At 68.6% G+C, this 24,513-nt stretch carries 22 protein-coding genes; 8 read left to right on the top strand and 14 right to left on the bottom strand.

The window, feature by feature from the left end; genetic code table 11:
- Positions 1 to 52: 52 nt before the first annotated feature.
- A complete protein-coding gene (locus B0F77_RS33205) occupies positions 53 to 3,091 on the top strand; it encodes a beta strand repeat-containing protein (RefSeq protein ID WP_086666970.1) in 3,039 nt (1,012 codons plus the stop codon).
- A 72-nt stretch (positions 3,092 to 3,163) separates the two neighbouring features.
- Here B0F77_RS33205 and B0F77_RS33200 read toward each other — a convergent pair whose 3' ends face one another.
- The 3 genes from B0F77_RS33200 to B0F77_RS33190 all read right to left on the bottom strand — a co-directional run bounded on the left by B0F77_RS33200 (position 3,164) and on the right by B0F77_RS33190 (position 4,446).
- Complete coding sequence (locus B0F77_RS33200) at positions 3,164 to 3,532, bottom strand: nucleotidyl cyclase domain-containing protein (RefSeq protein WP_086666969.1); 369 nt, start codon at positions 3,530 to 3,532, stop codon at positions 3,164 to 3,166.
- A 69-nt stretch (positions 3,533 to 3,601) separates the two neighbouring features.
- The gene (locus tag B0F77_RS33195; RefSeq protein ID WP_158102885.1) at positions 3,602 to 4,078 is read right to left on the bottom strand and encodes a GNAT family N-acetyltransferase; all 477 of its coding nucleotides are present in this window, start codon (positions 4,076 to 4,078) and stop codon (positions 3,602 to 3,604) included.
- Positions 4,079 to 4,095: 17 nt separating this feature from the next.
- Positions 4,096 to 4,446 carry a VOC family protein gene (locus B0F77_RS33190; RefSeq protein WP_086666967.1) on the bottom strand — a complete coding sequence of 117 codons (351 nt, stop codon included), beginning with the start codon at positions 4,444 to 4,446 and terminating at the stop codon, positions 4,096 to 4,098.
- Between the two features lie 59 nt (positions 4,447 to 4,505).
- On the opposite strand from B0F77_RS33190, the gene B0F77_RS33185 reads away from it, so the two are divergent.
- Both B0F77_RS33185 and B0F77_RS33180 read left to right on the top strand, forming a co-directional pair.
- Positions 4,506 to 5,483 carry a helix-turn-helix transcriptional regulator gene (locus B0F77_RS33185; protein WP_211294172.1) on the top strand — a complete coding sequence of 326 codons (978 nt, stop codon included), beginning with the start codon at positions 4,506 to 4,508 and terminating at the stop codon, positions 5,481 to 5,483.
- A 10-nt stretch (positions 5,484 to 5,493) separates the two neighbouring features.
- Complete coding sequence (locus B0F77_RS33180; RefSeq protein WP_086666966.1) at positions 5,494 to 6,399, top strand: MerR family transcriptional regulator; 906 nt, start codon at positions 5,494 to 5,496, stop codon at positions 6,397 to 6,399.
- Here B0F77_RS33180 and B0F77_RS33175 read toward each other — a convergent pair.
- Positions 6,387 to 7,037, bottom strand: a complete 651-nt coding sequence (locus B0F77_RS33175; RefSeq protein WP_086666978.1) for a TetR/AcrR family transcriptional regulator — start codon at positions 7,035 to 7,037, stop codon at positions 6,387 to 6,389. The genes B0F77_RS33180 and B0F77_RS33175 overlap by 13 nt on opposite strands.
- 110 nt (positions 7,038 to 7,147) lie before the next feature.
- Between B0F77_RS33175 and B0F77_RS33170 the strand changes: the two genes are divergently transcribed.
- Positions 7,148 to 8,755, top strand: a complete 1,608-nt coding sequence (locus B0F77_RS33170; RefSeq protein ID WP_245848955.1) for a carboxylesterase/lipase family protein — start codon at positions 7,148 to 7,150, stop codon at positions 8,753 to 8,755.
- Positions 8,756 to 8,956: 201 nt separating this feature from the next.
- Here B0F77_RS33170 and dnaB read toward each other — a convergent pair whose 3' ends face one another.
- The 6 genes from dnaB to B0F77_RS33140 form a co-directional block, all read right to left on the bottom strand.
- A complete protein-coding gene (dnaB, locus tag B0F77_RS33165) occupies positions 8,957 to 10,915 on the bottom strand; it encodes a replicative DNA helicase (protein ID WP_425435756.1) in 1,959 nt (652 codons plus the stop codon).
- A gap of 610 nt (positions 10,916 to 11,525) precedes the next feature.
- Positions 11,526 to 11,981 (bottom strand): 50S ribosomal protein L9, encoded by a 456-nt coding sequence (rplI, locus tag B0F77_RS33160; protein ID WP_086666965.1) that lies wholly within the window; start codon positions 11,979 to 11,981, stop codon positions 11,526 to 11,528.
- A gap of 18 nt (positions 11,982 to 11,999) precedes the next feature.
- The gene (gene rpsR, locus B0F77_RS33155) at positions 12,000 to 12,239 is read right to left on the bottom strand and encodes a 30S ribosomal protein S18 (RefSeq protein WP_030465683.1); all 240 of its coding nucleotides are present in this window, start codon (positions 12,237 to 12,239) and stop codon (positions 12,000 to 12,002) included.
- A 58-nt stretch (positions 12,240 to 12,297) separates the two neighbouring features.
- Positions 12,298 to 12,801, bottom strand: a complete 504-nt coding sequence (locus tag B0F77_RS33150) for a single-stranded DNA-binding protein (protein WP_086666964.1) — start codon at positions 12,799 to 12,801, stop codon at positions 12,298 to 12,300.
- A gap of 29 nt (positions 12,802 to 12,830) precedes the next feature.
- Positions 12,831 to 13,139, bottom strand: coding sequence for a 30S ribosomal protein S6 (gene rpsF / locus B0F77_RS33145; RefSeq protein WP_086666963.1), 309 nt, complete (start codon positions 13,137 to 13,139; stop codon positions 12,831 to 12,833).
- A 101-nt stretch (positions 13,140 to 13,240) separates the two neighbouring features.
- Positions 13,241 to 14,182, bottom strand: a complete 942-nt coding sequence (locus B0F77_RS33140) for a hypothetical protein (protein ID WP_086666962.1) — start codon at positions 14,180 to 14,182, stop codon at positions 13,241 to 13,243.
- Between the two features lie 131 nt (positions 14,183 to 14,313).
- On the opposite strand from B0F77_RS33140, the gene B0F77_RS33135 reads away from it, so the two are divergent.
- Both B0F77_RS33135 and B0F77_RS33130 read left to right on the top strand, forming a co-directional pair.
- Positions 14,314 to 15,084 (top strand): deoxyribonuclease IV, encoded by a 771-nt coding sequence (locus tag B0F77_RS33135; RefSeq protein WP_086666961.1) that lies wholly within the window; start codon positions 14,314 to 14,316, stop codon positions 15,082 to 15,084.
- Between the two features lie 23 nt (positions 15,085 to 15,107).
- Positions 15,108 to 16,490 carry a glycosyltransferase family 87 protein gene (locus B0F77_RS33130; RefSeq protein WP_245848953.1) on the top strand — a complete coding sequence of 461 codons (1,383 nt, stop codon included), beginning with the start codon at positions 15,108 to 15,110 and terminating at the stop codon, positions 16,488 to 16,490.
- A gap of 78 nt (positions 16,491 to 16,568) precedes the next feature.
- On the opposite strand, the gene B0F77_RS33125 is transcribed toward B0F77_RS33130, so the two are convergent.
- Positions 16,569 to 17,618: an RNA-guided endonuclease InsQ/TnpB family protein gene (locus B0F77_RS33125; RefSeq protein ID WP_211294171.1), complete on the bottom strand. Its 1,050-nt coding sequence runs from the start codon at positions 17,616 to 17,618 to the stop codon at positions 16,569 to 16,571.
- Positions 17,619 to 17,889: 271 nt separating this feature from the next.
- Between B0F77_RS33125 and B0F77_RS33120 the strand changes: the two genes are divergently transcribed.
- A complete protein-coding gene (locus tag B0F77_RS33120) occupies positions 17,890 to 18,897 on the top strand; it encodes a GDSL-type esterase/lipase family protein (RefSeq protein ID WP_143467009.1) in 1,008 nt (335 codons plus the stop codon).
- On the opposite strand, the gene B0F77_RS33115 is transcribed toward B0F77_RS33120, so the two are convergent.
- From B0F77_RS33115 to B0F77_RS33100, 3 genes are all read right to left on the bottom strand, one after another.
- Entirely contained in the window at positions 18,809 to 20,401 is a 1,593-nt protein-coding gene (locus tag B0F77_RS33115) for a glycosyltransferase family 87 protein (RefSeq protein WP_086666959.1), read from the bottom strand. The two genes, B0F77_RS33120 and B0F77_RS33115, sit on opposite strands and share 89 nt — an antisense overlap.
- Before the next feature lie 134 nt (positions 20,402 to 20,535).
- Positions 20,536 to 22,962, bottom strand: a complete 2,427-nt coding sequence (locus tag B0F77_RS33110) for a transglycosylase domain-containing protein (RefSeq protein WP_211294170.1) — start codon at positions 22,960 to 22,962, stop codon at positions 20,536 to 20,538.
- 425 nt (positions 22,963 to 23,387) lie between these two features.
- On the bottom strand, positions 23,388 to 23,786 hold the full coding sequence (locus B0F77_RS33100; RefSeq protein ID WP_158102883.1) for a DUF5318 domain-containing protein: 399 nt from the start codon (positions 23,784 to 23,786) through the stop codon (positions 23,388 to 23,390).
- Positions 23,787 to 23,951: 165 nt separating this feature from the next.
- On the opposite strand from B0F77_RS33100, the gene B0F77_RS33095 reads away from it, so the two are divergent.
- On the top strand, positions 23,952 to 24,488 hold the full coding sequence (locus tag B0F77_RS33095) for a PadR family transcriptional regulator (RefSeq protein ID WP_086666956.1): 537 nt from the start codon (positions 23,952 to 23,954) through the stop codon (positions 24,486 to 24,488).
- The last annotated feature ends 25 nt before the right edge of the window (positions 24,489 to 24,513 follow it).

Genomic DNA, 24,513 nt, shown 5'->3' with positions numbered 1-24,513 from the left:
GCCCCACCCCCATGAACCCCCCTGATTCCAGGGGACTTTGGAAGGAGATCCAATGCAGACCTGGGCAAAGCGCGGACTTCAGACCGCGTTTGTCACTGGTGGTTTGCTGATGCTCGGTACGGGCATCGCTTCTGCCCAGGAGAACGTCGACCCGGATGCCGCCCCGCCGGCCGTCGACGTCGCGGCTTCGGTTCCGTTCAAGGCTGACCAGAACAAGCTGGCCACGCCGGTCAAGGAACTGACCGTTCCCAAGGTTGACCGCACGATCAGCACGGACCGCGTCACCAGCGCGGTGCCCACCCGCACGGCAGCGCCCGCTGCGAACCCGCTGATCCGCCAGGCAGGCGAGCGTCTGCAGGGCACCGCGCTGCAGAACCTCGTGCGCGGCAACACGGTTCAGGCACACGTCGATGTGCCGATCAACATCTGCGGCAACTCGATCGCGGTCCTCGCCAACGGCGAAGCGGCCGGCGAGTGCGTCCAGGAAACGCACCGCGACGGCACGATCGTCACGGACGGCGCGGGCCAGGCCCTCGCCGGCAACGTCGTGGCCGTCAACCACATCCTGCCGGTCCAGATCACCGGTAACGCGATCGCGGCGGGTGGCAACTCCGCCACCAGCACGAACGCTTCGCAGGTCTCGACGACCGGCGGCGACATCACCACCAACGGTGACAAGGGCGCCGGCTCCGGCAACGTCGTCGCCGAGCAGGGTGCGACCCCGATCCAGATCACCGGCAACGGTGTGGGCGCGGTGGGCATCGCCGAGGCCAACTCCACCGCCGACACGTTCGCTTCTTCCGAGGGTGACGTTCTCACCAGCGGCAAGAACAGCTCCATCTCCGGCAACGCCGTGCCGATCCCGCTGGCCCCGCTGTTCGAGGTCAACGGCAACTCGGCCGCCGGTGCGGGCAACGCCGCCACCGACTCGGTGCAGACCGGTACCGCCTACGCGGGTGGCAAGACCGACACCAACGGCGACCCGGCCACGCTGGCCGGCAACGTCGCCGCGCCCGCGCTCTCGGGCCCGATCACGGTCGACGACAACGCCGCCGCCGCTGGTGGCAACGCGACCGCTGTCAGCGACACGGCCAACGAGTCGGTCGCCGGCGGCATCATCCACTCGGATGGTCGTGGCTCCACGGGGTCCGGCAACATCGCTGGTGCGCCCATCGCGCTCCCCGTGGCCGCTGGTGGCAACGGTGCGTCGCTCGTCGGCAACGCGCTGACCGAGCACGCGAACCAGTCGTCGTCGAAGTCCGGCGGCGAGGTCTACACCCTGGCCGACAACTCGGTTCTGTCGGGCAACATCGCCGACGTTCCGCCCGCCACCGCCGTGGACGTGTGCGGCAACGGTGCCACCGTGGTCGGCCAGGCCGCGGGCACCTGCGAGAACGACGTCAAGTCGATCACCTCCGGATACCAGGGCTCGACGGGCAACGACTCCGTCGGCTCCGGCAACGTCGCGTCCACCCCGTTCGCCACGCCTGCCGAGGTCTACGGTGTGGCCGGCGCGCTCGGCGGCCAGGCTTCCGGCTCGGCTGACGAGGTCAAGGAAGTCCGCTCCAGCGGCACGCCCAACACGCAGGACGACAACGGCACGGTCTCGAGCAACGTCGTGACCGCGCCCACCGCCGCCGCGGCGCAGGTGTTCGCGTTCACCGCCGGCGTCGTGGGCAACACCTCGTCCGACACGTCGAACGACACGTCGGTCATCGCGGGCAACGACCCCAAGGCGTACGGCAAGAAGAGCTCGGTCTCCGGCAACATCGTCCAGGTCCCGACCTCGACGCCGGCCCAGGTCTTCGCCGACGGTGCCACCCTGGTCGGCAACAACAAGACCCAGGGCGACAACGCCACCGACATGAAGGCGGGCGGCGACGCTCTCACCACCGGTGAGCAGGGTTCCATCGCCGGCAACGTCGTCTCGGCTCCGGTCGCGACCGGCACCCAGGTGCTGGGCTGGTCGGTCGGCGGCGGCAGCAACGTCGACTCTGCTGCCACCAACGACCTCGACTCGGTCGCCGGCGGCGACGTCAACAGCAACGGTGACGGCGGCTCGGTCTCCGGCAACCTGATCGGTGCGCAGCCGGCAGTGCTCCCGGCGGTTCCGGGCAACACCGTCTCCGCGGCGGGCATCACCAACTCCGACGTGGTGACCGACACCAACGTCGTGTCCGGTGGCGACAGCTTCTCCAAGGCCGACGACGCCTCGGTCTCCGGCAACCTGATCCACGTCCCCGCCACCGCCGTCGCCGGCGTGTACGCGGACGCGGTGGCGGCTGCGGGCAACGCCACGACCGTCACCGACAAGACCTCGAACACCGAGGCCGGCGGCGAGATGCTCACGGAGGGCAGCGGCCCGCTGACCGCCCGTGAGATGACCGTTCCCGTCGAGGCGGCGGCCAAGGTCGCGCGCATCCCCGTCGAGGTCGTCGGCCAGGCGACCACGCTGGGCACGAGCGACGACACCCAGCTGACCGGCGAGGACGAGGCGGGCACGCTGCGCGCCGCGCAGCTCAAGGGCCTCGAGCTCCCCAAGGGCGTCGACAGCCTGCTGAAGGCCAACGAGGTCCCGGCGTTCCACGGCATCGACAGCATCAAGGGCATCGACCAGCTGCCCGTGAACACGCTGCCGAACCCGTCCGACCTGGCCGCCATGGCGGGCCAGCTGCCCACCCCGGCGCTGCCCGGTGTGGCGCAGGAGCGCTCCGCCCTGCCGCTGAACGGTGGCACGGCCGGCATCACGCCGAACGTCCAGGGCCTGCCCCTCGGCCAGGTGCTGGAGGCCGCGAAGGGCCTGATCCCGGCGGGCGCCGCTGAGCGTTCGCTGCCGGCCGTTCCGTCCCTCCCGGTCACCGCCCCGGCCCTGCCGGTGCCGGTGCAGCTGCCCGCCCTGCCGACCGAGCGCTCGCTGCCCGCGCTGCCGCTCGACGGCCCGGCCTCCCTCTCGGGTCTGAACCTGAACCCGACCCAGGGCCTGGCCCCCGCTGCCGGCGAGCGTTCGCTGCCGCAGCTCCCGGTCGCCGCTCCGGCGATGACCCTGATCGACCCGGCTCACCTGTTCGAGACGGTGACCGGCTCGCTGTAACACCCCGCAGGTTGTAACACCCTCCCTCCGGTAAGAAGCTGAGCCCTGGCGACACGACGGTGTCGCCAGGGCTCAGTGCCGTGCGGGGGGTGTTTCGGCTATCGCGATCACGTCGTCCGGATCGCTGTCGCCGGGGCTCGTGACCCAGTGGATCTGCGGGCTCTCGCCGACGAGTTGCCTGATCAGCGACGCGATGGGCGAGCCGTCACCGAAGTCGTGCTCGGCGAGAACGGCCAGCGCCGTGTCGCCGTAGCGGGCGACCGTGAAGTCCGGGCGCAGACCCGCGCGCAGGACCTTGGCCGCGTCCAGCACGGAGTCCGGTGCCGTGATCAGGACCAGCGTCACGAGGGTGCCGCGGGTGCGGGCGCGGATCAGCGACTGTTCCAGGCGGTCGAGCAGGAGCGCGTGTCCGGGCAGGCCTGTGAGCGGGTCGTGCAGCACAGTCCGGTTCTAGCCGAGCCGTGGCCCGTTGACCAGCATCGCGGCCCTGAACAGCCCCGCTTGGGTGAGTCAGTCGAGGGACTTGCTCAGCGTGATCCCGCGCGGCCCGAAGCCGGCCCTGGCGTAGAACCGGGCCGCGTCCTCGTTGGGCGCGAAGATGACGGCGAAGAGGATCTCGACCCCGTGGGCCGCGGCCACCCGCTCCGCCTCGGCCAGCAGAGCGGCGCCGACACCTCGGCCGCGATGCCCGTCCGCGACCACGGTGTGGATGTCCGCACCGCGACGCGGCACCAGGATCTGGTGGTCGGGAGGCGCCGGCAGCGGCACGACCTCCGCCATGCCGACCACCTCGCCGTCCAGCTCGGCGACGGAGATCAACGCGCGCTCGACGACGACCTCGAAGTGCCATCGCACCGCCGCCGTGTCGGGGACGCGGAACTCCTCCGGCGCGAGCTGGACGTGTCGTTCGGCGTTGGCCAGGCGCAGCCGGACGAGGGCGGGCACGTCCCCGCGCCCGGCCGGCCGGATCTTCAGTCCGTTCGTCACCCGTCGATCCTGCCTGATCAGGCCGGTGGCGAGAAGAAGTTGATCAGGTTGCCGTCGGGGTCGCGGAACAGCAGCGAGCGGTTTCCCCACGGCATCGTGGTCGGCTTCTGCACGACGTCCACGCCGGTCAGGCGTTCGTACTCGGCGTCGACGTCCTCCACCCGGAACTCGATGATCGCGGTCCGGTTCGACTCGGGCACCGCGGCGCCGGTCGTGTTGGCACTACCGATGGCCAGCGTGCACGACGGGCCGACGAGCTCGGCGAACTGGTCGGTGCGCCAGTGTCCTTCGAGACCGGTCGTGCGTTCGTAGAACTCGACGAGGCGGGCGACGTCGTGCGTGATGACACGGATTGAAACGAGCTTCATGAGTGGCACGCTAAGTCGAATAGTGGACAGGATCCGCCCGGTATCCGCAGGATCTTCCTGTGACCCGTCCGATCGCTCGCGTGCTGGCGTTGTTGGAGATCCTCCAAGGCGGTGGCACCAGGACCGTGGCCGAGCTGGCCGAACGCCTCGACGTGGATGAACGCACGGTCCGCCGCTACGTGGACCGCCTGCTGGAGCTCGACATCCCGGTGCGTTCGGTGCGCGGACGGTACGGCGGATACCGCCTGGCGCCGGGCTATCGGATGCCGCCGCTGATGCTCAGCAACGAGGAAGCGCTCGCCGTCCTGCTCGGCCTGGTCGCGGGTCGGCGTTCCGGACTGATCACCACCTCGGTCGCGGCCGTCGAGAGTGCGGTCGCCAAAGTCCGCCGGGTGCTCCCGGCGGCGCTGGGGTCCCGGCTGGACGCGGTGCTGGGTGCCGACTTCACCTCACCTGCGCGTTCGGCGCTCACGACGGACACCGAGGTGCTGCTGACCGTGGCGGAAGCGGCGCACGCACGTCGGTCCGTCACGCTCGCTTACCTCGCTGGTCACGGTGGTGCGAGCGAACGGGTCGTGCATCCCTACGGAGTCGTGGCGCATTCCGGCCGCTGGTATCTGACCGGGCTGGATTCGGCCAGCGGCGAGGTCCGCACCTTCCGCGTCGATCGAATCACCGCGGTCTCTGTCCGTGACGAAACGTTCGACGTGCCGACCGGCTTCAACTCGGCCGGTCAGGTGCTGACCTCACTCGCCGAGACGCCGTACCGACACGAGGTGCTCGTGCGGCTTCAGTCGACGCCCGACGAGATCCGTGCCGTGTTCCCACCGTCCGTCGCGGTGCTGGAGGAGATCGACACCTCGTGGATGCGGGTCCGGATCCGGGCGGAGCGCCTCGACTGGATACCGCCGCTGCTCGCCGCGCTCGACCGGCCGTTCGTCGTCGAGCAGCCGGACGCCCTGCGCGACCTGATCAAGGACCTGGCCGGGCGGCTGGCCGCGCACGCTGACTTGCGTCTCCAGCAGGGGGAGGTGTGAGGGTGAGGGCGTGAACGGCGACACGCTCTATTCGATCGGCGAACTGGCCCAGCGGACCGGGCTGACGGTCAAAGCCATCCGGTTCTACTCCGATCGCGGAATCGTGCCGCCTACCGACCGCAGCCCGGCGGGCCACCGCCTCTACAGCGTCGAAGCCGTCGCACGTCTGGATCTGGTGCGGACACTGCGCGACCTGGGACTGGACCTCGCCACCATCCGAAGGGTCGTCGAGCACGAGATCTCACTTCCCGAGGTCGCCGCGGCCCACGCCGAAGCCCTGGAAGTGCAGATCCGCGTGCTGCGCCTGCGACGCGCGGTGTTGACGGCGGTGGCCAAGCGCGGCTCCACCATCGAGGAGATGGATCTCATGCACAAACTGGCCAAGCTCTCGGACGACGAACGCCGTCGCCTGATCGACGACTTCCTCGGGGCCACCTTCGGCGACGCTCGGCCCGAATTCGCGGGAATCAGGCGATCGCTCACCCCTGAACTGCCAGACAACCCCGAGTCGCACCAGGTCGAGGCGTGGGTGGAGCTGGCCGAACTGTCCCAGGACCTGGACTTCCGCGCCTGCATGCGCCGCATCGCCGACTCTCACATCCCCGGCCTGCAACGCCATCCTGCCGCGGTCGTTCGCGACCAGGTCCGTCCAGCTCTGGCCGCGGGCATCGACCCGGCCTCACCTGACGCCGATCCGGTCGTCGCAGCAGTCATGGCGCAATGCGCACACCTCGCCGACGGCCTCGAACCTCGACGTTGGCTGCTGACCTGGTTGGAGGTCGCGAACGACCCGCGCCGGGAGCGGTACCTGCGGCTGCTCGCCGTGGTCAACGGCTGGCAGGCGCCCGAAAGCCTGACGCCGGAGCTGAACTGGTTCATCGAGGCACTCCGCGTCGCAGGTTCTCATCGCCGATGACAAGCCGATCGCTCGGACAGGTCGCGCAGGGTGTCCGCGAGCCGGCGGGAGGCGATGCGCCGCGCGTGTTCCGGTGTGATGTTCTCGGTGACCGCGAGCCCGCCGAGCCCGATGCTCAGCGCGAGCAGTTCGTGTGCCTCGGGCAGCAACGTCGACGGCTCGGGCTCGCCAGGGCACCCGGCTTCGCGTAGCAGCAAGGCGATCAGGTTGGCCAGTTCGTCGTAGCCGTGTGTGAGCCGCTCCCGCAGGGGCGGCCGAGACATCGCGTAGGCCTCGAAAGCCTGCGCGATGCGGAACATCCTGCGGTCGTCCTCCCCGCCCGGGATCAGCTCGCTGAGCAGTACGTCGAGCACCACGGCCGGTTCAACGGCGTGCCGGTCGTCGGCGAGCCGGTGGTGCACGCGGGTCGTGCCGCGGTCGTTGATCGCGCTGAACGCCTCCGACAGCAGATCGTCCTTGGTGGGGAAGTAGTGCTGGACGCGGCCGACGGACACGCCCGCCTGGTTCGCCACGTGGCGGATGCTGACCTGATCGGTTCCGGCTGTGTCGACGATGGTGAACACGGCATCGAGGATGCTGCGGCGCCGCTCGTCGTGTGCCGCGCCCGGACCGCGTACGGCGGGCCGCTCAGTGCCCATCGCCACCTCCCTTATCAAGACGATTGTACTGATTTGACACGACGAGTGAGACCGGGCTACCTTCCGATCAGATCAATACGATCGTATTGACCAACTGGGGGGAGTGCGTCGTGCGCGAGTTGATGCTGGGACGGTGGCTCCCGATCGCCTGCGTGATGGCGGTCCTGGCAGGCACCACGGTGACCGCCGCGGCGCCTGCGGAACGCGGTGAGGTCGTGCGCACCGGCACAGGGTGGGTACGCGGGGTGGACCATGTCGACTACCGGGAGTTTCTCGGCATCCCGTATGCCGCCCCGCCGGAGCGGGCGTTGCGCTGGCGGCTTCCACAGCCGCCGGCGTCGTGGCGTGGTGTCCGGGACGCATCCCGGCCGGGCGCACGCTGCGCGCAGCACGCGTCCATCGCCGGAACATCCGCGAGCGACGCCGAAGACTGCCTGTACCTGAACATCACCGTGCCGAACTCGACGGGGTCGCGCGGCCGCAAGGCCGTGATGGTGTGGCTACACGGTGGCGGCTTCGTAGAGGGCGCGGGAAACGAGTACGACCCGCGCCGGCTCGCGACTCAGGGCGATGTGGTGGTCGTGACCCTCAACTACCGGCTCGGGATCTTCGGCAACTTCGGCTTGCCCGGACTGGCGGGCTCCGGCGCGTTCGGGCTCGCCGATCAGCAGGCCGCGCTGCGCTGGGTCCAAGCCAACGTGCGGGCGTTCGGCGGTGACCCGGATGCCGTCACGGTGTTCGGGCAGTCTGCGGGAGGGCAGAGCGTCTGCGCGCATCTCGCGTCGCCGACGGCGGCGCGGCTGTTCCAGCGAGCCATCATCCAGAGTGCGTTCTGCACCACGAACATCCCGGCCAACCTGCTCGCGCCCGGAGTGCCGACCATCTCGCCGTGGGAGGAGCCGCGCAGCCTCGCTGAGCGGGGCCTGCGCAGTGCGGCGGAACTCGGCTGCGCCGAGCCGGCCACTGCGGTCGCCTGCCTGCGCCGCCTGTCCCCAGAGCGGCTGATGTCCGCGTTCGGGCAGTTCGCGGGGCTTGCCTACGGCAGCAGTGTCCTGCCGGATGATCCCTTCCGGGTGCTGCGGGAAGGCCGGTTCCATGGTGTTCCGGTGCTCTCCGGCGCCACCCGTGACGAGACCACGTACGTACAAGCGCTCAACGACCTCGGCGGCCAGCCGCTGACCGCGCAGCGCTACCGGCAGTACGTCCACGAAGCGTTCGGTGCGGACGCCGCACGCGTGCTGGCGGTCTATCCAGCCGGCCAACACGAGTCGCCAAGTCGTACCTGGGCGCGGGTGACCACGGAAAGTTCCTTCGCCTGTCCGACACTGGAGCGCAACCGCTTGCTCGCCCGGCACGTGCCGACCTACGGCTACGAATTCGCCGACCGGTCCGCGCCACCGACCCTTCCAGCGGTCGGATACCCCTACGGCGCCTATCACTCAGCGGATGCGTTCTACCTGTTCGACCTGCGCGCGGGGCAGACCTCCCCGGAGCTCTCCCCTGGGCAAAGGCGACTCGCCGACACGATGATCGAGTACTGGACGAGTTTCGCTCGCACCGGGACTCCCGGCGGCGGCACACGTCCCGAGTGGCGGCGGCTGCGGCCACAGGATCCGGTGCCGTACACGCTGTCGCTGGCACCTGGCTCGGGTGGCATCCGGCCCGTTGATCTCGCGCAGGAGCACCGATGCCGCTTCTGGTCCACGATCACGCTCTGATCGCGCGCGGGCAGCGACGGGCCCGTGCGGAGCGGGGCCCAGGGTCTGTCCCGAAAGTTCGTCCGGTGGCAGGCGCGGGCGAGAGACCCGGAGGCGGTGCCGCCGCGACGCCCTCATACCGGGCGTATTCGGGCGTTGCGGCGGTGCCGCCTCCGGGGCCCTCGGCCGCCACTGCCGCCCGACGGACTTTCGGGACAGACCCTAGCCCTGAGCCAGGTCGGTGAAGCGGCTGTAGTGCAGCTGGTGCGCCACGGTGATGGTGGCGGTCGGGCCGGCACGGTGCTTGGCGATGATCAGGTCGGCCTCGCCGGCGCGCGGGTCGTCGCGTTCCCAGGCGTCCGGCCGGTTGATCATGATGACCATGTCGGCGTCCTGCTCGAGCGAGCCGGACTCACGGAGGTCGGAGAGCATCGGCTTCTTGTCGGTGCGCTGTTCCGGGCCGCGGTTCAGCTGGGAGATCGCGATGACCGGGACGTGGAGTTCCTTGGCGATCAGCTTCAGGTTTCGCGAGAACTCCGAGACTTCCTGCTGGCGGGACTCGGACTTCTTGCCGGAACTCATCAGCTGGAGGTAGTCGACGACCACCAGCTTGAGGTCGTGCCGCTGCTTGAGGCGGCGGGCCTTGGCGCGGATCTCCATCATCGTGAGGTTCGGGCTGTCGTCGACGAACAGCGGCGCCTCGCTGATCTCGCTCATCCGGCGGGCGAGGCGGGTCCAGTCGTCGTCGCTCATCCGGCCACCGCGCATGTCGCCGAGGCGGATGCGCGCCTCGGCGGAGAGCATGCGCATCACGATCTCGGTGCGGCTCATTTCCAGGCTGAAGATGGCGCTGGTCAGGCCGTGTTTGATGGAGGCCGAGCGGGCGAAGTCGAGGCCCAGGGTCGAGTTGTGCGTCGGGATCATCGTCTCGCCCGCGAGGTACAGGTGGTCGTGGTTGTCGACCTCCACGCACCGCACCGGCACCGACGCGACCGGGCGCACCGACGCGATCTCCACCTGGTCGTGCTTGCCCAGGCCCGCGATCAGCTCGTCGACGTCCCGGCGCAGCCGCGCGAACCGGCCGTCGACCTGCAGCGCGGCCAGCAGCTCGGCCCGCTGCTGGCGTGAACCCCGCAGGTACGCGGCGGGGATGTGCGGGTCGTCGGCCAGGTCGAGCTCCTTGGCCACGCGCAGCTCGTCGTCCGTCAGCTCCAGGTCGCCCAGGCCGGACAGGAACAGGCCGAGCTTGCGCGGCGGCAGCGGCAACGCGGCTGCGGGCAGCTCCCACGCGGCGGACATGCGCACGAACATCCGGCACACGCCGACACGCTCGAACAGCTGCGCCGTCGTGCGGATCGCCCAGAAGCCACCGGTCTCGCTGCACGACTCCGTCAGCCACTGGTGCTCGGCGTCGGCCACGATCACCGTGCCGTCGGAGAACTCGACCTCGAAGCACGGGCGGCCGGTCATCACCTCGGTCGCGGCGACCACGCGGGTCGGCCGGCCGTCGGCGCCCATCAGGAAGTCGCCCACCGCGACGGACCCCATCGTGGTCCAGCCGGACGGCGTGGGCAGCGGGGTGTCCAGCGCCAGCGCCTTGCCGACACCGGGACGGGCGGCGACGATGATCATCTGGCCGCCGTGCAGGCCGTTCGTCAGCTCGTCGAGGTCGGCGAAGCCCGTCGGGATGCCCTGCGAGATGCCACCGCGCGACGCGATCGCGTCGATCTCGTCCATCGTCGGCTGGAGCAGGTCCTCCAGCGCCACGTAGTCCTCGGACGTGCGGCGGTCGGTGACCTCGTAGATCGCGGCCTGCGCGCGGTCGACGACCTCGTCGACGTCCGCGCCCTCTGCACCGTTGTAACCGAGCTGCACGATGCGCGTACCCGCCTCGACCAGACGGCGCAGCACCGCCTTCTCGGCCACGATCTCGGCGTAGTAGCCGGCGTTCGCGGCCGTGGGCACCGTCGCGATCAACGTGTGCAGGTACGGCGCGCCACCCACGCGCAGCAGCTCGCCGCGCCGCTCCAGCTCGGCCGAGATGGTGATCGGGTCGGCCGGCTCGCCGCGCCCGTACAGGTCGAGGATGCAGTCGTAGATCGCCTGGTGCGCCGGGCGGTAGAAGTCGTTCGGCGCGAGCGCCTCGATGACGTCCGCGATGGCGTCCTTCGACAGCAGCATTCCGCCCAGCACCGACTGCTCGGCGGCGAGGTCCTGCGGCGGCTGACGCTCGAATGAGGGCTCCGCCATACCCCGGTCGTCCACCAGCGCCACTGCCGAATCACCCCTGCGAAAGAAGTCGAGAGCCGGTGTCTGTCACCTAGTTGTACAGCGCGGCACCGACAATTCCGGGCGGCCACGCTGTGCGATGACCATCCCCCGTGCCGCGACGCTAGAGGGACCCGTCCGGAGCAAGCAAACCAGCGTGTGGATCGCCCTGTGGACAACTGGGGGACAACCTGTGGATGGTTGCCCACAGGGCTGGGAGCGCTGGGGACAACCTGTTGACAACCGGTGGAGTGACAGAAGTAACTGCAGCTCAGTGGCTGTGCACAAGTTGTGGAAAAAGTTGTGCGCCACAGCCTCGGCGTGTCGCGAAAAACACCCTCTTCGGCGTGTCGCGCCAGCGTCGAACACAGGGTTTATCCACAGGACGTGGACAGGGCGACACTCGTCCGAACGAGCGAAAGCGCCACCCGCCCGGAGCATTCCGGGTGGATGGCGCTTCAGCAAACGCAACCAGCGTGAAGTGCCCCCGAGGGGGTCACGTCACGCGGTTCGAGTTGCGGACTTACTCGCCAGCGGTGACAACCAGCGGCAGGGCGACGGTCACCTCGGGGTGGAGGCGAACCGTGACCGAGTGCTTGCCGACGGTCTTGATGTGACCCGGCAGCTCGATGGCGCGCTTGTCCAGCACGGGACCACCGGCGGACTTGACGGCAGCCGCCACGTCCGCGTTGGTGACCGAGCCGAACAGCTTCTTCGAGCCGGCCGCCGCCTTCGCGGTCAGCGTCACGCCGCCAAGACCCTCGAGCGCGGTCTTGATCTCCTTGGCGTGGTCCAGGTCGCGCACGCGCCGGGTGTCCTGCGCGCGGGTGATGACCTGGATCTGCTTCTGCGCACCGCGGGTCGCGACGATCGCGAGACCACGCGGGAGCAGGTAGTTGCGGCCGTAGCCGTCCTTGACCTCGACGATGTCGCCGGGCGCGCCAAGGCCGGAAACGTCAGCGGTGAGGATGAGCTTCATCGCAGGAGTTCCCTTCTCTTAGCGGGCGGTCGAGGTGTAGGGCAGCAGCGCCATCTCACGGGCGTTCTTCACGGCAACAGCGACGTCGCGCTGGTGCTGCGAGCAGTTGCCGGTGACGCGGCGGGCACGGATCTTGCCGCGGTCGGAGATGAACTTCCGAAGCAGCGTCGTGTCCTTGTAGTCGATCAGGTTCGCGCTCTTGTCCTTGCAGAAGGCGCAAACCTTCTTCTTGGGCTTGCGCACAGGCGGCTTGGCCATGTGTCTCTAACTCCTGGAATACGCAGTGATCAGGTTCTGGATGACCGGTGCAGTCGGTCTAGAAGGGGGGCTCGTCGGCGAAGCCACCCGAGCCGGCCGGCGGGGCGGAACCCCACGGGTCGTCTGCGGGAGCGCCGCCGCCACGAGACTGCTGACCGCCGCCGCCGCCGAAGCCGCCGCCACCGCCGCCGTCTCCACGGCTGACCTTGTTGACCTTCGCGGTCGCGTAGCGCAGCGAGGGGCCGATCTCGTCGACCTCCAGCTCCACGACAGTGCGCTTCTCGCCTTCCTTCGTCTCGAAGGAACGCTGGCGCAACCGTCCGGAGACGAGCACTCGCGAACCACGGGTGAGCGACTCGGCCACGTTCTCGGCGACCTGACGCCACACGTTGCACCGCAGGAACAGCGCTTCGCCGTCCTTCCACTCGCCGGACTGGCGGTCGAAGGTGCGGGGCGTGGAGGCGACCGTGAAGGACGCCACCGCGGCACCGCTCTGGGTGAAGCGGAGTTCGGGGTCGGCGGTCAGGTTCCCGACCACCGTGATCGTCGTCTCGCCAGCCATGTCTTGGGAGCTCCCCTAATCGAGGTTCGTCAGGCCTTGGCGGCCGACTTGGCGGGCTCGCGGCGCAGGACCTTCGTCCGGAGCACCGTCTCCTGCAGACCGAGCTGGCGGTCCAGTTCCTTCACCGCGTCCGGCGTCGAGGTCAGGTCGAGCACCGCGTAGATACCCTCGGTGTTCTTGTTGATCTCGAAGCTCAGCCGGCGCTTGCCCCAAACTTCAACCTTCTCGACGTTGCCGCCCGACGTCTTGATGACGTTGAGGAACGTGTCGAGAGACGGCGCGATCGTGCGCTCGTCGAGACTGGGGTCGAGGATGACCATCACTTCGTAATGACGCATGAGGACCACTCACCTCCTGTGGACTCGCGGCCACGGGCTTTCCGTGGCAGGAGGGTCGTCGCGTCAGCAACTGAAGAAGGTTAACAGAGCGCGTCCGGCGACTACGCAGGGGTGCGGCGAAGCACCCAGGTCCGCACCAGCGCACCCGTCACCAGCGCCAGCATCAGCACCGCGACCAGCACCGGAGCGCCCACACCACCTGGACCGCCGCCCAGCCTGGGTAGCGCCGTCGCGCGACCGGCGGCCTGCACCTGGTCGCTCTGGTAGCTGTTGCCGTTCGACGCGCGCGGCACCTGCGAGCCGTACCGCACGCCGGGAGACGGCGAGTACAGGCCGGGCATCGCGAACGGCAGCGAGCCGTAGCTGAACAGCGGCACCCGGCCGAAGTTCGTGCCGAGCGGGTAGAGCGAGAAGTCGCGGTTGCTCGGCGAGCCCGCCGGCACGCCGGGGGTGGTGCCGGGGTTCACGCCGGGCTGCTGGCCGGGTTGCGTACCCGGCTGCGGCTGGGGCTGCTGGGCAGGGGGTTTTGGCGCGCCGGGAACGGCCCCGACGGCCTGCTGCGAGGCGTCGGCGATGGCCTTCGAACCGTCCTGGATCGGCGCGGCGGCCTGGTTCACGCCGGTCACGGTGATCTGGCAGCCGCTGGTCAGCGTCGCGCGGACGGTCTGGTCGAGGGTGCCGAGGATCGGTCCGAGCAGCGGGAGCTTCTGCAGCTCGGCCATCACCGCGTTGGCGATCGTGGCGCCGCTGATGGTCGTCGTGCCGACCTGGACCGCACCGATCGGCATGGGCTTGGCCTGCGCGAACGCCTGCTTGAACGGCTCCGCGAGCGGCGGTCCGAGCAGCGGGACGGCCCGGATGAGGTCGGTGATCGGCTGGGTGACGGCGGCGGGGCTCAGCGAGACCGGCGTACCGGGCGTGCCCTGCACCGATGTCGCGCAACTGCCCACGACGATCGGCTCCGCGGCCGTGGCGGGAGTGACGCCCACGGCGGCAGAGGCCAGCGTCAGAAGCGTCGCGGCGGTGACGCTCAGCAGTCGCATGTGAACCCCTTTCCTACTCTCAAGTAACGACCGTAGGTCCTGGTCGTGACGCAGACCATCCCCAGTTTTTGCAATTACTCCTATCGGCGGCGGCTGCGATGGCGTTATGGACGCCGACTACCCTCCTTGTCATGCGCATCGGGGCCCATGTTCGCGACGACGACCCGGTCGGCGCCGCGGCCGAACGCGGGGCCGAGGTCGTCCAGTTCTTCCTGTCGGATCCCCAGGGGTGGAAGAAGCCCAAACCCCACCCGCAGACGGAGGCCCTGCTCGCCTCCGATCTCGAGGTGTTCATCCACGCCCCGTACATGATCAACATTGCGTCGCTGAACAACAAGATCCGGATTCCGTCCAGGAAGAACGTGATCCAGCACGCGGAGGCCGCCGCGACCGTGGGCGCGAAGGGCCTGATCGTGCACGGCGGGCACGTCACCAAGGGCGAGGATCCCTCCGAGGGCTTCGCGAACTGGCGCAAGTTCTTCGAACGGCAGGTCGCCGAGGGCGGCTTCGCGGTCCCGGTGCTGATCGAGAACACCGCGGGCGGCGACAACGCCATGGCGCGCTCGTTCGACAACCTCAAGCGCCTCTGGGACGCGGTCGGCGAGTTCGGCTCCGGCTTCTGCCTCGACACCTGCCACGCGTTCGCCGCCGGTGAGGACCTCGTCGGCATCGTTGACCGGGTGAAAGCGATCACCGGCCGGATCGACCTGGTGCACCTGAACAGCTCGCGCGACGAGTTCAACTCCGCGCGCGATCGGCACGACAACATCAAGACTGGCACCATCGACGCCGACCAGTTGGTGGCCGTGGCCGCCGGCGCCGGATGCCCCGTCGTGGTGGAGACACCGGACGAGGGCCAGGCCGACGACATCGCCTTCCTGCGCGACCGCGCCGGCCGGTGAACACCGTGCACGAGGTGGTGAGCGTGACGCCCGAGCGAGGCGACGGCGGGCGTTTCGTGAACCGCTTCGGCAGTGCGGCCATCGTCGTGCTCGTGCTGCTGTGCGGGCTCACGCTGCTGCTGGGCTTCATCAACAAGGACCGCTGCACCGGTCCCGCGTTCGACCAGTGGGGCCGCACGCAGCCCGACTACGACGAGCGCAACAAGGAAGAAGTCTGCTACTCCGACATCCAGCACCTCTGGATCGGGCGCGACATCGACCGGCACGTCTTCCCGTACGTCGACGGCGACATCAACGACAAGGGCGTCCTCGTCGGCGGCTCCGTCGAGTACCCGGTGCTCTCCGGCCTGCTCATCTGGGCGGGCGCGATCTTCGCGCACAACGACGCCGAGTACCTGCTCTACTCCTCTCTGCTGATGGCGCCGTTCGGCCTGCTCACCGGCTGGATGCTGGGCAAGCTCGCCCGCTGGCGCGCCCTGCTGTGGGCGATCGGGCCACCGCTGATCCTGTACGCGTTCCACAACTGGGACCTGCCGGTCGTGCTGTGCTCGGTGGCCGCGGTCTTCGTGGTGCACCGCTGGAACAGACCACTGGTCGAACGGGCCACGGTCGCGTCCGTGCTGCTCGGGCTCGGGTTCGCCTTCAAGGTCTACCCGGCTGCCTTCGTGCTGCCGCTGATGCTCTTCGTCGCCACCGGCGGCTGGCGCGGCCAGGAGCTGCCGAAGGGCAAGAAGGTCGACATCGCCGGCGCGGTGAAGGTCGGGCTGGCCTCGATCATCACGGTCGTGCTGGTCAACCTGCCGTTCGCGTTCGCGGGCTACAAGGGCTGGCTCGCGTCGTTCGAGTTCCAGCAGCTGCGCCGGGTCGACAGCACCACGAACTCGATCTGGTACTGGGGCCTGCGGCCGTTCCTCGGTGACGAAGCGATGCAGTCGCTGGTCGGCGTCATCTCGCCGGTCACGATCCTGGTCTCGTTCGCGATCGCGGCCGGCTACGGCTGGTGGCGGTACACGCGCGAGGACAGCTACCCGTGGATCGCGGTGTCCGGCGCGATGCTGTGCGGCTTCATGCTGCTGCACAAGGTCCACTCGCCGCAGTACACGCTGTGGCTGGTGCCGTTCCTGGTGCTCCTGCGCGTGCGGCTGATGTGGGCGTTCGCCTACTTCGTGGTCGACCTGGCGATGGGGATCGGCATCTTCCGCTGGTTCTGGGCGATCGAGTTCGGTCAGCCGTACGGGATCTACGACAGCTTCTCCGCGCAGGCCGTGATGATCGGCGTGTGGGGCCGGGCGGCGTTGCTCGTCGCGCTGTTCGTGGCGTTCCTCAAGGCCAGGGACGTGACCGAGGACGACCACGAAGATGTCAACTTCTCGGCTCTGAAGGGGGCTCTGAAAGGCCGAGCGTGATGCCCGGTTCTTCAAGCCGAGTTGCGTTCCTCGCGCCGCCACTGGATGTGGTGTGCGGGCCGCATCAGCTGCGTCTGACTAGGCCAGTCGTAGCTCGGGCATGTTGACGAATACCCACGCTCGCCGTGCTCGTTCACGCACGTTGACGGCGGCGACGACATCGGCGGGTCCAGCGAGACCACACCGGCGACAGCGGAACTCGTCCCGATCGGAACGGTTGACTCGTGCGGTGTGCCCGCACCGCGGACACATCTGCGACGTGTAGCGGGCGTCGACTTCCAGCAACGGCACGCCCGTGCGGCGGGCTTTGTAGGCGATGTGCTGGCCGAGTTGGTGGAAAGGCCAGGTGGAGAGAGTGGCTCGCTGGTGCCGGGAAACCGTGACCCGGTCGCGGATGCCCTGCAAGTCTTCCAGGGCGACACCGCGGCCGGTGCGTTCGGCAACAGCCACAATCCTCTTGCTGACCTTGTGATTCACGTGAGTCGCATGCCGGGCTTCCTTCTTTGCCCGCCGCTTCAGGCGACGTGTCGCGGACTTCGTACGCTTGGCCTGCAGCTCCTGCCTCTTCCGCGCGTGCCAACGCCGGTAACGGGACAGGCGCCGGCCCTGGAAGTTGTTGCCGTCCGAGGTGGTGGCCAGGTTCACGATGCCCCGGTCCACGCCGATCCAGTCCACCGGCTCGAACTGGGGCTTCTCAGGGATCTCGCAGGTGGCCAGCAGAAACCATTCGCCGGCCTCGCAGACGAGATCCGACTCGCCCTGCCGGTACTTCGCGAGGGTGGCCAGTTGGTCCGGATGTCCAGTGAACGTGATGCCTTTCAGACGACCCGAAGTGGTCCAGATCGACACCGTGCGGGCGTCGTGCTGCCAGGACAGGCACCGGTCGTCGAACGGCTGCGCTGCGGCAGCCCGGAACGCGATCGGCTTCGACTCGGCCTTCACCCGGCGCTTCGAACCCTCACCACCGAGGTTGCCATTGCGGATGCTCGCGCGCAAAGTGGCGTAGGCGTCGACGGTCTTCTTGATCACGTGCTGGGCGGCCTGCGCACCCAGGCCCCGCGACTTGAGCTCGCGATAGGTGTGCCTGCGCAACGCATACTCGCGGAATACGCCCTGCTCGAACGCCACTGCCGACACCCAGCAGGCCGCCTCGTTGCAGGCAAAGTCGCCAGCAACGCCGCCGCCTGCACAGGAGACGGCAGCAGCTTCACCCGCACCACCAACTTCACAACGATCACACTACATTTGGTCTATGTCGCCCCGATGAGAACCGGATCCAGACATCCGCAGAGAACGCATTCCTCCAGGCCGTGAACGGCCGGGGTTCCTGCGACAAACCTGCTGAAATTCATCCGCGGGGCTGTAGCAGCGAAGGGCTGATCAGCCGCAGACTGCACCTGTGAGGGTGATCATCGCGCTGGCGTTGCTGCTGGTCTGCGGTGCCTCCGGCATGCCGGTGCGGTCGGAGGCGATCCGCTGGCTGCCCGTGTGGCAGGCCGTGCCGACGATCGCGGCCGGCGTGCCGGACCAGGTCGTGCGCACGACGGTCGACCTCGCCGCGGGCGGCACGTCGGTGCGGGTGCGCCTGTCGAACCTGATGGGCATCAGGCCCGTCCGGGTTGAGCAGGTCACCGTCAAGGCGAACGGTGAGACGCGCGAGCTGACGTTCGGCAGGTCGCGCGGTGTCACGATCAGGGCCCGGGACGAGGTCTACAGCGACGCCGTGCGGTTGCCGGTCACCAAGACGCTGGAGATCACCACTTCCACCCCGGGCGGCACACCGTGCCAGGCGCGCGCATGGCACACCATCACGTCGGCGCGCGCGTACGTCTGTCTCGTCTCGGCGGTGGAGGTCGCGGGCTTCACCGCGCCGGGCGCCGCGGTGATGTTCGGCGACTCGATCACCGAGGGGTACGTGGAGGGCAGCTGGCCTGCCCTGGTCGAGAGCGACTACGCCGTGCTGAACGCGGGCATCGGCGGCAACGGCGTGGTGCTCGGCGCCGCGCCGATGGTCACCCGCGTGTACCGGGACGTCCTCTACAGCTCCGAGGTGCGCAAGGTCGTGATGCTCGGCGGCATCAACGACATCCAGAACGGGGTCAGCGCGGAGAACGTCATCGCCGGCATCCGCACGGTGCAGCGGCGGTGCCGCAACGAGGGCGTGGAGTTCAACGTCGGCACCCTCACGCCGTGGCGCGGCTGGGTGAACTGGACCGAGGACAGGGAACAGCAGCGTCAGCAGGTGAACGCGTGGATCCGCGCCACCTTCCCCGAGCACGTCGACTTCGACGCGGCCGTGCGCGACCCCGCCGACCCGCTCAGACTGCGTCCGGAGTTCGACTCCGGTGATCACCTGCATCCGAACGCGGCCGCATTCGGTGCGATGGCTCGCCTCGTGCGGGTGTGACGATCCGCCGGTCCGGTGCGTCCTCCAGGACGCCGGCCAACGGGTCGTGGTCGCCCGACATCCGCACCTTGTCGCGCTCCGGGTGGTAGATCTCCTTCAGGATGACCACGCACAGCACGATGACGGCCGCGTCCCGCAGCAGCACGGCGCCGAGGAACCAGTCGATCGGCAGACCCTTGTTGTCCGTGCCGAGGTAGAAGTACATCCGCGGCACCCACACGAGCGCGTCGAGCGTCATCCACGCCAGCAGCAACTTCCAGCGCGGCAGCGCGAGCACCGCCAGCGGCACCAGCCACAGCGAGTACTGCGGGCTCCACACCTTGTTCGTCAGCAGGAACGCCGCCACGACCAGGAACCCGAGCTGCGCGAGCCGCGGCCGCGTGGGCGCACTCAGCGCGACGTAGGCGATGCCCGCGCAACACGCGAGGAACAGCACCGAGCTGACGGTGTTGAGCACCGTCGGCGGTTGTCCCTGCGTCAGTCCGGGGTCGAAGCCCTGCCACCCCGTCCACTGCACGAGCACGTTGTAGATCGTGTCCGGGTCCGCGTTGCGTTCCGTGTTGAGGCGGAAGAACTCCTTCCACCCCGTGTGCGACGCCGGGTTCAACGCGATCGGCGCGTTGACGAGCGCCCACGCTCCGATGGCCGACACGGTGGTGGTGAGGCCCGCCTTCAACCGGTCAGAACGCCAGCACAGCAGCAGCAACGGCCCGAGCAGGAACAACGGATAGAGCTTCGCCGCGCCACCAAGACCTATCAGCACACCGGCGAGCACCGGCTTCTTCCGCGCCCACGCCAGCAAACCGGCCGTGGCGAGCGCAGTCGCGATCGTGTCGAAGTTCGTGAACGCGTGGACGATGACCAACGGCGACACGGCGACCAACGCCGCGTCCCACATCCGCCGCCGCGCGATCCGCGCAACGGAGAACACGGTCACAAGCCACGCCACGGCCAGCCAGAACGCGGTGACGTTGAAGTACACGATCACCGTCATCGGCAGGCCGGGGACGAGCGCCACGAGCCCCTGAGCCACGCGGGCGTTGAGCCACTGGAACACCCCGGTGACGACGGGGTACTCCATGTACCGGACGTGCTCGGTCGGCTTGCCCTCGTCGTCCTTCCACGAGGTGATGTACGGGAACGACCCGCGCTGGTCGAGCCGTTCCGCCGTGTAGAGCGGCACGGTGTCGGAGTAGCAGAGCGCCGTGAACTGCTTGCTGCCCCGCCAGTCCAGCTGCACGACGCCCTTGTCGTCCACGTACTGCTGGACGCACGGCGACTTCTGCACCCACCCGCCGAGCAGGGTCAGCACGGCGAGCAGCAACACCACCCGCAGCGCCGTCCAGAAGTAGTTCCTGCCGACCTGGGCGTGCTCGCCGAGCGGACCGCCGAAGGGTCTGCTCAGGGTGCGGGCGAGCGACTCGGTCCACGTGGGCGCGACGCGCTCCTCGTGGCTCAGCGAGTCGGTGTCCTCTGCGGGAAGCTCGGCAGGGCTGCTGGGCACGCCGCGGATGTTACGGCCAAGACCGTTTCGCCGTGGTCAACATGCCATACCAACGCGAAAAGGCCCTGGTGAGCGCGCACCAGGGCCTTTTCGGTTCATGATCTTGTGAGGTTTTGTCCGACCAGTCCTTCTCGCTACGCCCCTGGATCTTGACCGCTACCGGGGTTGCCGGGGTTCGGCTTGCCCGACGTGCTCGGGTTCGTCGGAGGCGTCGGGCACAGCAGGCCCTGGCACGGCTCACCCGAGGGCTTCGTCGGCTTGGGGTCCGTCGACGAAGGGATCGTCGGCGGGGTGTTGGACGGAGTGTTCGACGGCGTGTTGGACGGCGTGTTGGACGGCTTCGGCGGGTTGAAGTTGTTGAGCGGCTTGGGCTTGGCGAACCTCTCCGCCTGAGCGCCCTGGAGTGCCGCGTCCATGAACCGCTTCCAGATCTGGCCGGGCACGGTGCTGCCGAAGATGGGGTTGCCGCTCTTGTCCTTGATCGCCACGTTACCCGCGTCCTTGCCGACCCAGACCGCGGCCGAGAGCTGCGGCGTGAAGCCGACCATCCAGGCCTTCGAGTTCTGGGACGTGCTACCGGCGAGCTCGTGGGTACCGGTCTTGCCGGCGGACTCGCGGTTGTTCGCGAGGGCGATCCTCGAGGCGAAGGGGATGTCCTTGAGCGTCTCGGTGACGTTGTCCGCGATGTCGCGGCTCTTCTCCTCCACCGGGTCGAACGCGGGCGTCGCGTTGTCCGCGTGTTGGTACAGGATGTCGCCATTGGGTCCCAGGACCTTGGTGACGAAGAACGGCTCGTGGTACATGCCGCGTCCGGCGAACGTCGCGAACGCCGACGCCATGTCGAACGGTCGCACCTGGGCGTTGTCCGCACCGATGGCGATACCGGCGTTGGGGCGACCGCCGCCTTCACCGACCAGCGTCTCCTGGGTCTTGCCGTTGACCGTGACGGTCTTCGGGATGCCGGCCGCGTGCGCCGCGTCCGCGACGGCCTGGGTGCCGGTGCCTTCGTTGCCCGCCACCATGTCGTAGAAGACGGTGTTGAGCGACTCCTTCATGGCCTGCTTGATCGTGCACTGCTTGCCACAGGTGGTGTTGCCCGCGTTGCGGATCTCCACGCCGGCGATCTTGCGCGGTGTCGCGTCGTAGGTGTCGCCGATGCCCTTGCCCATCTTCAGGGCGGCGACCAGGTCGAACGGCTTGAACGACGAGCCGGCCTCCTGGATCGTGCCCTTGGCGTAGTCGATGCCCTTCAGGCCGTCCTTGCCCGGGTAGTAGGCGCGGACCGCACCGGACTGCGGGTCGATCGCACTGAGCGACGTGCGCAGCTCCGGGTCCTGGCCCTCCATGACGGAGTTCACCGCGTCGACCGCCGACTGCTGCATCTTCGGGTCGATGGTCGTGTGGATGCTGACGCCGACCTTCTGCGCCTTCTCCATCGTGATGCCGACCTTGTCGCTGTCGATCTCGTTCTGGACCTGCTGGCTCACGCGGGCGAGCGGTCCTTCGAGACCGGCGGGCTGGGTCTCCTCGAACGGCAGCGGGTCCGGGAACTTACGGGCGTCGTAGTCCTGCTGGCTGATCCACTTCTTCTGGAGCATCTGCCCCATCACGAATTCCCAGCGCTTCTGGGCGTACTCCTTGTCCTCGGACCAGGACGGAGTCTGGATCATGCCGGCGATCAGCGCGGCCTCGGAAGGAGTGAGCTCCTTCATGTCCTTCTTGTAGTAGACCTGCGAGGCGGCCTTGAAGCCGTTCGCGCCACGACCGAAGTACACCGTGTTGAGGTACGCGGTGAGGATCGTGTTGTGGTCCGACTCGTTGCTCATCTTGAAGGCCTTGACGACCTCCGTGAACTTGCGGGTCAGCGTCGGCGCCTCGTTGTTGGTCGCCTTCTTGATGTACTGCTGGGTCAGACCCGAACCACCGGACGAACCACCGGTCGCCTGGATCCAGACGGCGCGCACGATGGCCTTGGCGTCGAAGCCGGGGTTCTCGTAGAAGTTCGCGTCCTCGGCCGCGAGCACCGCGTTCTTGACGGTGTCGGGGATCTCCTCGTACGTCAGCATCGTGCGGTTCTCACCAGGTGAGGTGATCTTGCCCATCTCGGACCCGTCCGAGTAGTACAGGGTGATCGTCTTGTCCTGCAGCTCCGCGATCTCGTTCGGCTTCGGCCACTCGACCAGCGGATACGCGACCGCGACGGCGATCACCGGGCCGAGGATCATCAGCCCGAGCGCGACGAAGGCACCGATCCGGACGCGCTTCCAGATCTTCTTCTTGCGCAGGCGGCGCTCCTCCTCTTCGGTGAGCTCCGGCTCGTCGTCGTAGTACTCGTCGTCGTCATCGACGCCGGCCATCAGGAACTCGTCGTCCGGCTCGCGGTGCGTCAGCAGGTCGGGTTCGCGCTGCGTCGGCCGGTTGACCGGCGGCAGCTGCGTGGTCCGGTCCCCGCCGGGGTTGGGCGGGGGCATGCCGGGACGGCCGGGGCCACCCGGACCGCCCGCGGGACCACCGGGGCCGTTCGGACCGCCGGGGCGACGCCCACCGGGAGGCGGGGCCATCGGCATGCCACCGGGAGGCGTCGGGGGACGGCTGCCAGGGCCGCCGGGCCCACCGCCGGGACCGCCCTGAGGGCCGCCGGGGCCTACCGGGCGCCCAGGGCCACCCTGCGGGCCGCCTGGCGCACCCTGCGGACCGCCTGGTCCGTTCGGGCGGCGTGGTGGCTGCTGCTGTGGGAAACCACCGGGTGGCGTGCCACCCTGAGGAGGGCGCGCGAAACCGCCGGGTGGAGTGCCCGGTCGCGGCTGATTCGGGACATCACGTCTCGTGCCGCCGCCGTCCGGGTCGTCCCCGGTCGGCCACTGCGGCTCGCCTCCGCGCTGCCGGTCATCATGCTGGTCGTTCACGTGAAAAGGCCTCCCAGACCGGTGTGCATCAGCACACGGTTCGGTGGTCGTACTTCGTTCGGAGCAGTGTCACCTGTGCGTCATTCCGCCGCAGTCCTCCTGCGTGGCTTTTCCAGCCCACGCTTCCCCAGGACGTATGACTGCACCAGGTGGTTCCAACTGCATGTGCGACAGACTTCAACCACGTACACGGTGAACTCGTCGAAGAGGGTTGCCATCTTCACGAGTTCTTCAGGTACGCGGGCCGAGCCGGTCGCGTGCTTGAGCTCGTCACCGTAGACCCAAGACACGTTGGTGAGGGGTTCCTTGCGGCACACAGGGCAAGGCACTTCCGTCTGCGTACCGTGGAACTTCGCAGCTCGCAGCAGGTACGGGGACGCGTCGCAGACCTCCATGGTGCCCGTCCGGCCGGCATAGACCTCCGCCAGCAGCGCACGCCGCTGCAGCGAGTAGTCCACCACCTGCCGTTGGGTCAACACGTGACCAGAGTACGTGCCGACCGCTTTGGCGATGATGGGCCGTTCAGGGCAGCGCAGGACGACGCGATATGACGGTGTGCCACATCCCACAGTGAAGAGGGGCGAACGATGTATCGCGGCGATATAATCACCTCACCTATCGGTGCAGGTGCGGGGAGGTGACTCGTGTTCGAGTTCGCGCTGCTCGGCCTGCTGCACGAGGCGCCCATGCACGGCTACGAGCTGCGCAAGCGCTTGCATGACCTGCTCGGAGCGTTTCGCGCGTTCTCCTACGGATCGCTGTACCCAACATTGCGGCGACTCCAACGTGCGGGCCTGATCGTGGAGGAGGGGCCGGAGGAATCGGCTCTTTCTTGGGGACGTCGGGCTCGCAAGGTCTACAAGCTGACTCCGGAGGGCAAGGAGCGGTTCGCCGATCTCCTGGCCAACGCGGGGCCGCAGACCTGGGACGACGACTCGTTCGGTGTCCACCTGGCGTTCTTCTCACGCACGCCGGCCGACGTCAGGATGCGCATCCTGGAAGGCCGCCGGCGGTGTGTCGAAGAACGCAGGGAGGGGCTCCGCGAGCGGCTCACCCGCACGGGACAGCAGATCGACCGCTACACCCGTGAGCTGCACAGCCAAGGCCTGGAGAGCACGGAGCGCGAGGTGCGGTGGCTCAACGAGCTCATCGCGCACGAAAAGTCCGAGCAGGACGAGTAGTACTCATCGTTGATCAAGGAGGACT

The organism is Lentzea kentuckyensis, assembly GCF_002150765.1.
GTDB lineage: Bacteria > Actinomycetota > Actinomycetes > Mycobacteriales > Pseudonocardiaceae > Lentzea > Lentzea kentuckyensis.
This window is presented reverse-complemented; position numbering and strand designations above follow the sequence as displayed.

Bases quoted from the DNA above. Each gene is read 5' to 3' on its own strand.
- dnaB (WP_425435756.1), bottom strand. From the start codon at position 10,915: ATGCTGCTGTCGAAGGACGCCATCGCGGACGTCATCGAGGCGCTCGCG.
- rpsR (WP_030465683.1), bottom strand. From the start codon at position 12,239: ATGGCCAAGCCGCCTGTGCGCAAGCCCAAGAAGAAGGTTTGCGCCTTC.
- B0F77_RS33175 (WP_086666978.1), bottom strand. From the start codon at position 7,037: ATGGGCACTGAGCGGCCCGCCGTACGCGGTCCGGGCGCGGCACACGAC.
- B0F77_RS33150 (WP_086666964.1), bottom strand. From the start codon at position 12,801: ATGGCTGGCGAGACGACGATCACGGTGGTCGGGAACCTGACCGCCGAC.
- B0F77_RS33110 (WP_211294170.1), bottom strand. From the start codon at position 22,962: ATGGCCCCGCCTCCCGGTGGGCGTCGCCCCGGCGGTCCGAACGGCCCC.
- rplI (WP_086666965.1), bottom strand. From the start codon at position 11,981: ATGAAGCTCATCCTCACCGCTGACGTTTCCGGCCTTGGCGCGCCCGGC.
- B0F77_RS33205 (WP_086666970.1), top strand. From the start codon at position 53: ATGCAGACCTGGGCAAAGCGCGGACTTCAGACCGCGTTTGTCACTGGT.
- B0F77_RS33135 (WP_086666961.1), top strand. From the start codon at position 14,314: ATGCGCATCGGGGCCCATGTTCGCGACGACGACCCGGTCGGCGCCGCG.
- rpsF (WP_086666963.1), bottom strand. From the start codon at position 13,139: ATGCGTCATTACGAAGTGATGGTCATCCTCGACCCCAGTCTCGACGAG.
- B0F77_RS33190 (WP_086666967.1), bottom strand. From the start codon at position 4,446: ATGAAGCTCGTTTCAATCCGTGTCATCACGCACGACGTCGCCCGCCTC.
- B0F77_RS33140 (WP_086666962.1), bottom strand. From the start codon at position 14,182: ATGCGACTGCTGAGCGTCACCGCCGCGACGCTTCTGACGCTGGCCTCT.